Raw genomic sequence first — 11,391 nt, 5'->3', positions numbered from 1 at the left:
CGCCTGATGGGCGGTGGGCGCTGCCAGAGAGCAACCCGCGTTGCTGCTGCGCTCCGCCACGTCGATCATGATTGCGACTCGGCGCCCAGGGACGGATGTGCTCGGCGGCGGGCCCACTGCGACAGACCCGAGCAGTTTCGTCGTCGCATTCACCGCGTCGTGCGGAACCGGTGCTCGTCACCGTGGGAGACGTAGTGGAACTCCGTCTCCGGTGTCGATGCCTCGGCCGCCTGCTTGACATCGTCGAGCCCTGACTGGAACACCGAGAAGTCGTTGTAGCGGATCGGCACCGCCATCCGCGGTCCGATGATCTCCACGCATCGCACGGCCTGTTCGCCGGTCATGGTCACCACTGTGCCGAGCAGCGTGGTTCCACCCGCATGGATCAGCGCCAGGTCGATGTTTGGATACCAGCGGGGGATATCGGGCAGTCGTTCGTGTAGCAGCGTGTCCCCGCTGATGTAGAGACGGAACCGGTGGTCGTCACCGTCGTAGAAGTCCAGCTACCAGTAGCAACCCGGGCCGTCGAGTTCGAGGTGCGCCTTCCCGCGCGAGCAGACCGGGAGCACGAGGAACTGCTTGTCGCCGCTGCTGGCCCCGTGCGGCAGATACAGGACCGAGGGGTCCCAGACCATCTCATCGGGTACGACCCTGATCCGGCCGCGCATCCGTCCGTCGGGCCCGTCGTCGGCCTCGGCCACGGCTCCGCTGGCCAGCAGCCGGCCCAGCGTGCCGTGGTTCTGCTGGTCCAGCCCGAGCGCGCTCAGTGTCCGGGGAGATTCTGCCGTCACCATTGACGCCTCCTTGTACGGTTGCCGGGTCAGGCGGGCAGATCGCTGTGCGGATGCAGCAGCACCTTCGAGTAGCCGGGCTCGCGCTTGTCGAAGCGGGCGTAGGCGTCCGGGGCCTCGGACAGCGGCACCTCCTGGGACACCACGAAGCTCGGCTCCGCCCGCCCGGTGACGATCAGGTCGCGGAGCTGGTGGGCGTAGGCCTTGGCGTCGGCCTGTCCGGTGCCCATCCGCAGGCCCCGCTCGAAGAAGCGCCCGATGTTGAACAGCAGCAGCCCCTGCGCAGCGTTCTCGTTCGGCGCGCCGGGGTCTGACGGCAGGTACAGCCCGACGGTGCCGATCCCGCCGGTCGGGCGCACCGTGTCGACGAGCTGGTTCAGCACCATCGCCGGCTGCTCCTCACCCTCAGCGGCGGTGGCCTGGTACCCGACGGCGTCGATGCCCCGGTCGGTCCCGCTGTCCTGCAGGGTGTCCTTGATCTGCTCGGCCGGGTCGCCCCGGCTGAAGTCGATCGGGGTGGCGCCGATCCGCTCGGCCAGCTGCAGACGGTCGGCGACCTTGTCCACCACGAACACCTGCCGGGCGCCCTTGAGCAGCGCCGAGTACGCGGCCATCAGCCCGACCGGGCCGGCCCCGTAGACCGCCACGGACTCGCCCGGGCGGACCCCGGCGAGCTCGGTGGCGTGGTAGCCGGTCGGAAAGATGTCGGCCAGCAGCGCGAAGTCGGACTCGTGCTCGGGGCCCTCGGGCAGCGGCACACAGTTGAAGTCGGCGAACGGCACCCGCAGATACTCCGCCTGCCCGCCGGTGTAGGGCCCCATCGACACGTAGCCATAGGCACCACCGGCGAAACCGGGGTTCACGACCTCACAGAACGCGGTCTTCCCGGCCCGGCAGTTGCGGCAGAACCCGCACGCCACATTGAACGGCATCACCACCCGCTGCCCGCGGCGCAGGCTCGTCACACCGGACCCGATCTCCTCGACGACCCCCATGTTCTCGTGGCCGAACACGATGCCCGACTCGGCATCGGTGCGGCCCTCGTACATGTGCAGATCCGATCCGCAGATGCACGTCGTGCTGATCTTCACCAGCACGTCCTGCGGGTCCTGGATCCGCGGGTCCTCGACGTCCTCGACGGCGACGTCGTAGGGGCCCCGGTACACCACGGCCTTCATGGATCTCCTCCTCACTTACGCGACGATTCCGTGCCGCACGTACCCGGGCACACCGATTCAATGCCGGTGACCCGCCCCCAGATGCGGGTCCGACCGGGGCAGCTCACCTGCGGTCCCTCGGGCCCGCTGGAGCCCCTCTACTGGTGGGTTCGCCGCGCCGGACCTACGGTCGGGGCGTCGCCGGGTGGAGGCGAGCGCCCGACATGCCGGCAGTGCACAGGAGCGGACGGCCCTCTCGAGGTCGTGCTCGACCCGGCGACAGCAAGGGAGCCAGACGTGACAACGGCCCACGCCGACCGGCCGGTGGTCGTCCTGACCGGCGCGTCAAGCGGGGTCGCCCGGGCCTCCGCGCTCGCCTTCGCCCGGCGCGGCTGGCCGGTCGTACTCGCCGCCCGGGATACCGACACCCTGGACCAGGCCGCCGTCGGGTGCGAGCGCGCCGGGGCGCCGGCCCTGGCCGTGCCCACCGACGTCCCCGACGAAGTGGCCGTGCACCACCTCGCCAGCACACGCACTTTTCGGTCGCATCGACCCGGATGCGGGATCGGGATGAACCCCGGCTTCCCGGACGAGGCCCCGCGCACGGGGCGTCGGGGATGGGCGGCCGAGGCGGTCATGGACCTGGTTTCCCGTGACCAGTTCCAGCTCTACTACCTGCCCGCGTCCCGGGCGGTCGCCGTGCTGGACCGGATCGCCGCGACGCTGGAGCACGTAGAACGACGCCAGCCCGACTGGTGGCGGGCCGGCGACGACCTGGCTGCTCAGCACCGACGCCGACGGCACGGTCACGCCCGGATGGGTCACCGGTCACCTCGCGCTGGCCGGGGCGGGCGCCGACGCTGTCGCCGGTGGCGTCGTCCTCGACCTGCCCGGCTCGCCCCGCCCGCCCGGGGAAGCGTCCGAGGTGGGCCACCCCGTCTACGCGGCGAACCTCGGGGTCCGTGCGGACGCGTTCGAGCAGGTCGGCGGGTTCCCGGACCTGGCCAGCGGTGAAGACCATGGGATGGGCGCCCGGCTGCGGGCGGCCGGGTTCCGGGTGGTCCCTGGCGCCACTGTTCCGGCGGCGCCAGGCACCTGATCACCACGCGACCCCGCCACGGGTCAGGCCGGATCGTCGAACTCGTGCCAGCGGTGGGCGGCGTCGCGGTCGAGCCGGGTGAGGCGGCGCAACCACGTCGGTTGCCGACCGGTCGCGTGCCCGGGCAGCGGCCCGGGCCGTTCGTCGCCGTGCGCTCCGGACGGCCGGGGCAGTAGCCGCTCGGCCGCGGCCGCGGCGCGCAATGTGAGTCCGGGTGCCAGCGCGTGCGCCCGTACGCCGATCTTCGCCGCCGGCGTGAGCACCACCTCCGGTCGGCCGCGCACGGTCGCGTTGATCAGCCGACGGGCGGCGCGTTCGGCGTCCATCGACAACACGGGTGTGCTCGCCGCGAGGGTGAACCAGCGGTTCTCGGCCGCCCGATTGCCGGCGAACAGGGCGTTGCGCGTCGAGCCGGTCCGCATGAGCCCGGGGACGGCCACGGTGACTCCGATGCCGAGCCGCGCGGCTTCCACCTGCAGCCCCTCGGCGTATCCGACGGCGGCGTGCTTGGCGGCGGTGTAGGGCAGCAGGTGCGGGGCCGGCAACTTCCCGCCGATCGAGGTCACCGCGAGCACCCGGCCATGCCGGCGCCGCAGCAGCGGCAGCGCCGCCTGCACCGTGTGCAGGGTTCCCCAGAACATGACGTCCATCGCCTGTGCGTGGTCCTGGGCCCGCATGTCCGCCGCGGCCCCGACCTGGATGATGCCGGCGTTGGTGACCAGCAGGTCGAGCCGACCGAACCGGTGCTCGACCTCCGCGACGAGGCGGGCGGCGTCCGCGGCGTCGCCGACGTCGGCCTCGACCGCCAGGACGTCGATGCCCTGCCGGGCCAGGTCGTCGCGGGCGGTGCTCAGCCCGTCCCCGCTCCTGGCGCAGATCGCCACGTCGTACCCGCGGTCACCGAGCTCACGAGCGAGAAGAAAGCCCAGGCCACGACTGGCCCCGGTGACCAGCGCGACCGGGCGGGGCGCCGCGTGACGCGCGCTGCCGTGCGGATCCGTCATGGTCCTGGAATGCCCGCCCGCGCGGCGGACATGCACCCGGCGTCTCGGGGCATGCCGACCGCGGCAGCGGGTAGGCGTGCGACACCGATCCGCCCCGGACAAGGAGGAACCGTGAAGGTTGTCGCCGTCCTGTTCCCGGACGAGCACCCCGACCGCCACCCCGACGTCGTCGCGAGCGCCGCGCGCGGCCTGGACCTGTGCGAGCGACTCGAGCAGGCCGGTCACCAGCTGGTCACCACCAGCGCCACCGGCGAGGAGCTGGACGAGCTGCTCGCCGACACCGAGGTGCTGGTCACGACCCCGTTCTGGCCGGTCTACCTGGGCCGGGACCGGGTCGAGGCGGCGAAGGAGCTCAAGCTGGTGATCACGGCCGGTGTCGGATCGGATCACGTGGACTCCGAGGCCGCCACCGAGCACGGCATCACGGTCGCGGAGGTGACCGGCTCGAACGTGGTCAGCGTCGCCGAGCACAACGTGTTGCAGATCCTGGCTCTGGTGCGCAACTTCGTGCCCGCGTACGAGCAGGTCGCCGAGGGTCGATGGGACGTCGCCGACGCCGCGCAGGAGGCGCACGACCTGGAGGGCAAGACCGTCGGGATCATCGGGCTCGGTGCGATCGGTGCCCGGACGGCGCTGCGCTTGCGCCCGTTCGACGTGACGATGCTCTACCACGCTCGGCACCGCCGCAGCCCTGCCGAGGAGGCCACCCTCGGGGTGCGCTACGCCCGACTCGACGACCTGATCGCCGAGTCGGACGTGGTCTGTGCGGCCCTGCCCCTGATGCCGGGCAGCTCGGCACTGTTCGACGGCGACCGGCTGGCCGCGATGAAGCCCGGCGCGTGGCTGGTGAACACCGCCCGCGGGGCGATCGCCGATGCCGAGGCCGTGCGGGAGGCCTGCACGTCGGGTCGGCTCGCCGGGTACGCCGGTGACACCTGGTACCCGCAGCCGGCGCCCGCCGACCACCCGTGGCGGGACATGCCGCGGCACGCGATGACCATCCACTACTCCGGGATGACGGTGGAGGCGCAACGCCGCATCGCCGACGGCGTGCGGGAGATCCTCGACGCCCACCTGGACGGTGAGCCGATCCCCGAGGACTACGTGGTGGCTGCCCCCAGGGGCTGAGTTCGCGGTCCCGCCCGGTGCTGATTGGGCAGTCGGTGCGGGTATGCGGATCTCGACGCAACATCCGAGAAGAGGAAGTGATCACCATGGCGACCGGGGAGACCGGTTTCGGCGACGTCGTGTTCGACCTGGTGTCTGTGCAGTATCACGCGCTCAAGGCCGGGCACAATTACGGACAGTACGTGCGGGATGCGCGCAACGGCGGCTACGAGGAGATCGCGTCCTTCTTCGAGAAGGTCATGGAGGAGGACTCGAAACGGGCAGCGACCTGCCATCGGATGCTCGCCGAGCTGCAGCGCGAGGAAGGTGTCGGCTGACACCTGCACTATGACCGCGGCGGTGGAGGTGCTGTTCGAGGCCACCGACTGGGCGGATCGACACCTCATGGCCCCGGAGCAAGGAGGGGCCGTGGAATTGCGACACGCCGGGCGCTCTTCCGTGCTGGCTGGCCGGGACCCTGTTCGGATGGTGCGGTGGCTGCCCCGCTTCCGCGGCCACCGATGTCCCGAGCTGGAGTTCAGTGTGAGGCGAGTTGCTCGCTAGCTCCGGCGGTGGAGCTGCGCGGCCGAGGTGGGCCGCCGTACCAGTCGATGCACAGCACCGCGGCGTCGTCGCGCAGCGTCCCGCCGCTGGCCTGGCTCGCGGCTCGTGACAGCGCGCGGGTGGCCTCGCGTGGGTGTAGGTCGGCGGTGCGGGTGAGTTCGCGGGCGAGGTCGAAGTGCGCGGGTTGGCGCTCCAGCATGCCGTCGGTGAGCAGGATCAGGCGGTCCCCGGGTTCGAGCGCGAGCTTCTGTGCCCCGAACTCGTGGCGGGCCTGGATACCGAACGGGTAGTCGACGGCGAGGTGTACTCGTTCGACTGCCCCGTTGCGCAGCCGGAACGGCAGCGGGTGGCCTGCGTTGACGATGGTCGCGGTGCCCTCGTCGAGGTTGATTCGGGCGAGCTGGCCGGTGACGAACCGACTGTCGGTGGTGTGTTCGACGAGTGCCTCGTTGGCTGTGCGGGCCTGCTCGGCGAGCCCGGCTCCGCGCCGGCGGCTGTTACGCAGGCTGCTCACGAGCACCGTCGCCAGCAGTGACGAGTCAAGCGAGTGGCCCACTGCGTCGGTGATCGAGATGTGCAGCGTGTCGCGGTCCAGGGCGTAGTCGAAGGTGTCGCCGGCGATCGAGGCGGACGGCTCCAGCCAGCCGGCGACGGTGAGCTGACCCGCCTCACAGCTGAACGAGTCCGGCAGTAGCCGACGCTGGACCTCGGCCGCCAACGTCGGTGGCGTGGTGCGCTGACCCCAGGCAAAAAGGTCTGTGTGGCGCCGGTTCGCGATGATCACATGAGCCAGTGCGTGGGCCGCGGCAGCGATGTCGGCTATCAGTCGTTCGTCCGGGTAGTTCGGCAACACCAGGTCCAATGCCCCGATCGCCTCGCCCCGGCTGGTCACCGGCACCACGACAGTTGCACCGGAGGGCTCGTGGGGCGCGATGTCGGGGCGCTGGGTCCGCAACACCTGCTCGTACACCGAGCCGGGCAGCGGCACCGTCTCGGCGTACTCGGGGCCCCGTTCCCGGTCGCCGGGGCCCTGGTGGATCAAGCGGACGATGGAGTCGCCGCTGTAGTCGGTGATCAGGAAGCTCACCTCGCGGGCGTCGCCCATTCGGGCGAGCTCGGCGGCCAAGACGGCCACCGCCTCTACCGGGGGCGCTTCTTCCACACGTTCCAACAGCGCACCGAAACGCGCAGCCGCGCGGGGGTCATCGGTCATCACCCCGACACTAGCGCCAGCGCCATGAGGCGCTGGCCGCGGCTCGATGGGGACCGTACGCGGACAGGTGCGCGATGTTGCCGCCTGGCTGCTGCAGGAGGCCACCCAGGCCCACGCGGAACCACCCACTCGTTGAGAAGCCGTGAGGACTCGGCACGACAATAAGGGTGTGAAGCGACCCCGCGCGCTGGGTAGTTGAACGACGCCGAATCGAGGACGCGCTCGGATAGCCAACGCGGTAGGAGCCGCTGATGACGGAAGTAACCCCCTGACTGGCGGGACGCGCCAAACGGACCGGGGATCTGGGGCGCCAGCCGTGGGCCGACGTGCTCTGGCAACGTCGACACGCATTCGACACAGGCACTCGCTGACGGCCACCCACGGCCACCCACGGCCGCCGACAGCCGGACACAACAAGATCGGCCCCTCACCCTGTTTCAGCAGGTGAGGGGCCGATCTGATGCGTGGCACCCGATGTGCCCCCGGCAGGATTCGAACCTGCGCTCCCGCCTCCGGAGGGCGGTGCTCTATCCCCTGAGCTACGGGGGCCGTGCAACAGGATGAACACTAGCGCACCGGCCCCGGCCCTCGCGCATGGGGGTCGGGACCGGTGATCATCAGTTCATCGGCAGCGGCTGCGCGCCCCGCTCGGCCAGCAACGACGTCATCAGCTGCGACTCCGCGGTCTGCGCGGTGAGCATCTGGCTGGCCAGGTTCCGCACCTCGGCGACGTCGGCGTGGTCCCGGCCGTACTCCAGCATCGAGACACCGCCCTCGTGGTGGCGCAGCATCAGCTGCAGGAACACCGTGTCCAGCTGTGGCGGCGGGGTGGCGCGGAGCCGGGCCAGGTCCTCGGTGGTGGCCATCCCGGGCATCTTGGTCATGCCGCCTTCCGCGGTCATACCGTCCATGCCCCCCGTCGAGTGGCCGGAGTGCATGGCGTCGGCCATCCAGGTCATGTGCCCGCCGTCCGGCAGGATCGGCGCGTTCCACAGGCCCAGCCAGCCTTGCATGATCCCGACCTGCTGGTTCTGGGTGGTCTCGATGTCGAACGCCAGCTGCCGCACCCGCGGGTCGGTGCTGTGGTCGCGTGCCCAGGACGCCATCTCGACGGCCTGCCGGTGGTGCACGCTCATGTCCTGGGCGAACCCGACGTCCACCGAGTCCGGCTGCGGCACGTAGGGCCCGAAGGCCCCGCGCACCGCCAGCCCTGCGACGACGACCGCGGCGAGCGCCAGCACGGCCAGCGTCACGACCAGCGGGTTGCGCCACGGCGACCCGGCGGTCGCCGCCGGCGTTCCGGTGTCCGGTGGTTCGGTCGCGGTACTGCTCACGTGATCACTGCCCCGGGGTCGGCATTCCCTGGTCCGGCTGGGCGCCCGCGTTGGCGCCCTCGTTCTCCGGGAAGACTGTCTGCCGGTCGACCGCGTCCGCAGGCGGCGCGGGCTGGAACGGCGGCGGGTTGTCCTGGTCGAAGCCCTGCGGGCCGGTGGCGTCGCAGGAGGCGCCGACCTCCGGGTGGGTGAACCGGTTGACCCGCAGCGAGCGGATGAACTGGTCGATCCGCTCGTCGTCGGCGGACTCGAGCTTCAGCTGGTGACCCCAGGCCTGCAACGAGATCGGCGAGTCCAGGCCGGGGTAGGGCGACATCACGCTGTAGGGCTGGCCCTCGATCCGGTCACGCAGGCTCTGCAGGGCCTCGCCGGAGACCTGGTCCGGGTTGTAGGTGATCCACACCGCGCCGTGCTCGAGCGAGTGCACGAGGTTCTCGGTGCGCACCGGCTCCGGGTAGACGACGCCGTTGCAGGCAGCCCAGAAGCCGTCGTGCGCGCCGCCGAAGGGCGGGCTCTTCGTGTAGGCGACCTGCTGGAACCCCAGTACGTGCTGGCCGCCCTGGTACTCCTGGGACACGATCCCGGGGATGGCCAGCGAGGGGTCCCGGTTCTCGTCGCTCGGGGTCCACTGGGCGTTCTGGCCGCGCTGGATCAGCGGGTAGCCGATGAACGCCGCGGCCAGCACGACGATCACCACGATCGCGGCGATCATGCCCCAGGGGATCTGGCGCTGGTTGACCGCGCCGACCGACGGCGGGCGCTTCTTCGAGGGCGTCTTGCCGCGAGCCATCCGGACATCCTGTTCGTGGGTGGTTCGTGGGTGGTCTGTCGGTTCTGTCGGCGGCCGAGTCTAGGGACGGTCCCGCGGGGGCTACTGGCTGACCCACCAGCCGTAGGAGCGGTAGCGCGGATAGGGGGCCAGGAACGGGCGTTCGGCGCGGGTGGTCACGGTGACCTCCGGGCCGGTGACGAGCTCGGCCGGGATCGTGAACGACGCCTGGCCCCACGGCGTCGCCTCGGGCAGCGTCCAGGTCCCGGCACGCCGTCCGTTCACGTCGACGTCGACGGTGCGCGTCTCCTCGCCGGCGACGGCGGCGTCGGCGCCGACCCGGCCGGTGAGCTGCACCGGCCGGCCGGGGGTGAGGTCGTGCAGGGTGAAGGTCTCCCCGCCGGTGACCTGCCGACCCGAGTCGGCCACCACCCGGCCGGGGGCGGCGGCCCGGTCCAGCACGCTGTCCGGCTGCAGCCCGAGCACCGGCGGCTGCGCTGTCCAGCCGTGCACCGCCTCGTCGGCCATGTCACCGACGTTGAGGTGGTCCCGGATTGTCCCGGGGACCGGAGCGTCGGGCAGGTCGGCGTTGCCGTCCAGGCTCCAGTCGGCGCGCCACACGCTGACCCGGTCACAGCTGCGGTCGATCTGGCAGGTCTGCGGGGCCGCCTCCGAGATCGGCCGTGGCGGTGACACCAGCTCGAAGGTGATCACCGGCTCGGCGCCGAGCAGCGCGGCCCGGCCCAGGTCGGACACGGCCACCCCGTCCCACCAGTCGAAGATCGCGAACCACTGCGGGCGCCGGTCCGGCGGCAGCGCCCGCACCGCCTCGTAGAGCGTGCCCGGCCCGTTCAGCGACGGCGCGGCGATCTCGTTCGTGGTGAGCCCGACCAGGTCGACGGTGTGGTGTCCGCCGAACCAGGCCGCGGCTCCGACGTCGTTCACCGCGACGACGTCACCGGGCGGGACGTTGCCCGAGATCCACTGCGCGACGCTGACCGGTCCCTCGCGGATCGCGGTCGCCTGCTGGCCCAGCCGCATCGCCCAGGTCGGCGTCACCACCACGGTGAACAGCAGGGCCACCGCGAGCAGGCCGTGCAGCACCACCCGGCCGCGGGCCGGCGTGGCGAGCCCGGCCACCGCACCCGCGCCGAGCACCGCGAGCAGCAGCACCAGCGGCAGGAACGGCTGCAGGTAACGCAGATCCTGCCAGAGCGCGGTGCTCAGCGTCGCCACGCTGAGCAGCACCGCCGTCACCGCCCCGCCGAGCACCACGGCGAGCGTCCGTTCCCGCCGGAACCCGAGCGCGACCAGCCCCAGCACGGCGAACGCCAGCGTCGCCGGGGGCGCGAAGTCCTGACCGGTCAGCCCGGACAGCGACCCGATCATCTGCTGCGCGTTGCGCAGCGTCTGGTCGGCGATCTCCAGCGGCTGCCGCAGCAGCCCGGCGTGCAGCCAGGACTTCGCCTGCACCCCGTTCGCCAGGGCCGACCCGGTGGCCAGCAGGTAGTAGAGGAGCTGGCAGGCCCCGGCGAGCAGCGGCAGCCCGGCGAACGCGGCGCGGCGCACCGCCCGCGCCCGTGGCACCCGCCCGGAGTGCGCGGCCCGGGCCAGCGTCCAGACCATGCCCGCGACCAGCGCGCCCGCGGTGAGCAGGCCCTCCGGCCGGGTCAGCGCCAGCAGCGCGGCGACCAGCGGGGTCACCAGGAACCGGGCACCGGACCGTTCCCGGACGAACGCGAGCACCGAGCCCACCAGCAGCAGCGCGAGCAGGCCGACCTCCATCCCGCTCGCGGCGCCCCAGAGCAGCGGCCCGGACAGGCAGGTCAGCACCCCGGCCCACGCGCCGGTCGCGCGCCCGCCGAGGTCGCGGCCCAGCAGCACGGTCAGCCCGGTCGCCGCGGCCACGCAGAGCATCCCGAACCCGGTCGCGAACCCGAGCAGCGCGCCGCCGTGGAACCCGGCCGCGTACGCACCGCCCAGCACGAACGAGTAGAGCAGGCTGGACGCGCCGCTGGTCACCGGTTCACCGGGCAGGTAGCGGAACGGCTCGCCGAGGCCGAGCCTGCGGCCGTACTGCAGGTGGATGTAGACATCGTCCAGCGGCGGGATCAGCCGGCCACCGTTGTAGAGCAGCGAGACCACCACGAAGCCGGCCGAGAGCAGCAGCGAGGCCAGCGCCAGCGCGAACGGCAGCGGGCCGGCCCGGTGCAGGGCGCGCCGCCAGCGGGCTCCGCGCGCGTCCGGTGCCGGCGCGGCCGTCCGGTCGTCCTGCGTGGCGCGCTCGACCAATGGACCCTCCGGTCGCGATCCGGGCCGGCGACGCCGGGCGTGGGACCGGCGAACACTACGC

At 72.0% G+C, this 11,391-nt stretch carries 12 protein-coding genes, 1 tRNA gene and 1 pseudogene; 4 read left to right on the top strand and 10 right to left on the bottom strand.

The genetic code is table 11. The features are described 5' to 3' along the window. Nucleotides 1-149 precede the first annotated feature (149 nt). The 3 genes from ACLFMI_RS13820 to ACLFMI_RS13810 form a co-directional block, all read right to left on the bottom strand. The gene (locus ACLFMI_RS13820; protein WP_410948234.1) at nt 150-344 is read right to left on the bottom strand and encodes a hypothetical protein; all 195 of its coding nucleotides are present in this window, start codon (nt 342-344) and stop codon (nt 150-152) included. Between the two features lie 159 nt (nt 345-503). Next, a complete protein-coding gene (locus ACLFMI_RS13815) occupies nt 504-794 on the bottom strand; it encodes a hypothetical protein (RefSeq protein WP_410948233.1) in 291 nt (96 codons plus the stop codon). Nucleotides 795-820: 26 nt separating this feature from the next. Next, a complete protein-coding gene (locus ACLFMI_RS13810; RefSeq protein ID WP_410948232.1) occupies nt 821-1,969 on the bottom strand; it encodes a glutathione-independent formaldehyde dehydrogenase in 1,149 nt (382 codons plus the stop codon). A 60-nt stretch (nt 1,970-2,029) separates the two neighbouring features. Here ACLFMI_RS13810 and ACLFMI_RS13805 point away from each other — a divergent pair. Continuing rightward, a pseudogene (locus ACLFMI_RS13805) lies at nt 2,030-2,413 on the top strand (hypothetical protein); the annotation flags it as partial. Here ACLFMI_RS13805 and ACLFMI_RS13800 read toward each other — a convergent pair. Beyond that, complete coding sequence (locus ACLFMI_RS13800; RefSeq protein WP_410948327.1) at nt 2,294-2,773, bottom strand: hypothetical protein; 480 nt, start codon at nt 2,771-2,773, stop codon at nt 2,294-2,296. The pseudogene ACLFMI_RS13805 and the gene ACLFMI_RS13800 sit on opposite strands and share 120 nt — an antisense overlap. Before the next feature lie 100 nt (nt 2,774-2,873). On the opposite strand from ACLFMI_RS13800, the gene ACLFMI_RS13795 reads away from it, so the two are divergent. Then, nucleotides 2,874-3,047 (top strand): glycosyltransferase family 2 protein, encoded by a 174-nt coding sequence (locus ACLFMI_RS13795; RefSeq protein WP_410948326.1) that lies wholly within the window; start codon nt 2,874-2,876, stop codon nt 3,045-3,047. 23 nt (nt 3,048-3,070) lie between these two features. Here ACLFMI_RS13795 and ACLFMI_RS13790 read toward each other — a convergent pair whose 3' ends face one another. After that, nucleotides 3,071-4,051 (bottom strand): SDR family NAD(P)-dependent oxidoreductase, encoded by a 981-nt coding sequence (locus ACLFMI_RS13790; RefSeq protein WP_410948231.1) that lies wholly within the window; start codon nt 4,049-4,051, stop codon nt 3,071-3,073. A gap of 111 nt (nt 4,052-4,162) precedes the next feature. Here ACLFMI_RS13790 and ACLFMI_RS13785 point away from each other — a divergent pair, with 111 nt between their 5' ends. Both ACLFMI_RS13785 and ACLFMI_RS13780 read left to right on the top strand, forming a co-directional pair. Next, nucleotides 4,163-5,179 carry an NAD-dependent formate dehydrogenase gene (locus ACLFMI_RS13785; protein ID WP_410948230.1) on the top strand — a complete coding sequence of 339 codons (1,017 nt, stop codon included), beginning with the start codon at nt 4,163-4,165 and terminating at the stop codon, nt 5,177-5,179. 17 nt (nt 5,180-5,196) lie between these two features. Beyond that, complete coding sequence (locus tag ACLFMI_RS13780) at nt 5,197-5,496, top strand: hypothetical protein (protein ID WP_410948229.1); 300 nt, start codon at nt 5,197-5,199, stop codon at nt 5,494-5,496. Nucleotides 5,497-5,696: 200 nt separating this feature from the next. Here ACLFMI_RS13780 and ACLFMI_RS13775 read toward each other — a convergent pair whose 3' ends face one another. From ACLFMI_RS13775 to ACLFMI_RS13755, 5 genes are all read right to left on the bottom strand, one after another. Continuing rightward, nucleotides 5,697-6,935, bottom strand: coding sequence for a PP2C family protein-serine/threonine phosphatase (locus ACLFMI_RS13775; RefSeq protein ID WP_410948319.1), 1,239 nt, complete (start codon nt 6,933-6,935; stop codon nt 5,697-5,699). A gap of 477 nt (nt 6,936-7,412) precedes the next feature. Next, nucleotides 7,413-7,484, bottom strand: a tRNA-Arg gene (locus ACLFMI_RS13770). Between the two features lie 68 nt (nt 7,485-7,552). Continuing rightward, nucleotides 7,553-8,269, bottom strand: a complete 717-nt coding sequence (locus ACLFMI_RS13765) for a DUF305 domain-containing protein (protein ID WP_410948228.1) — start codon at nt 8,267-8,269, stop codon at nt 7,553-7,555. Nucleotides 8,270-8,273: 4 nt separating this feature from the next. After that, complete coding sequence (locus ACLFMI_RS13760) at nt 8,274-9,059, bottom strand: DUF3105 domain-containing protein (protein WP_410948227.1); 786 nt, start codon at nt 9,057-9,059, stop codon at nt 8,274-8,276. A gap of 81 nt (nt 9,060-9,140) precedes the next feature. Then, nucleotides 9,141-11,330 carry a hypothetical protein gene (locus ACLFMI_RS13755; RefSeq protein ID WP_410948226.1) on the bottom strand — a complete coding sequence of 730 codons (2,190 nt, stop codon included), beginning with the start codon at nt 11,328-11,330 and terminating at the stop codon, nt 9,141-9,143. Nucleotides 11,331-11,391: the final 61 nt, after the last annotated feature.

The organism is Pseudonocardia nantongensis (assembly GCF_046546495.1).
GTDB classification, from domain to species: domain Bacteria; phylum Actinomycetota; class Actinomycetes; order Mycobacteriales; family Pseudonocardiaceae; genus Pseudonocardia; species Pseudonocardia nantongensis.
This window is presented reverse-complemented; position numbering and strand designations above follow the sequence as displayed.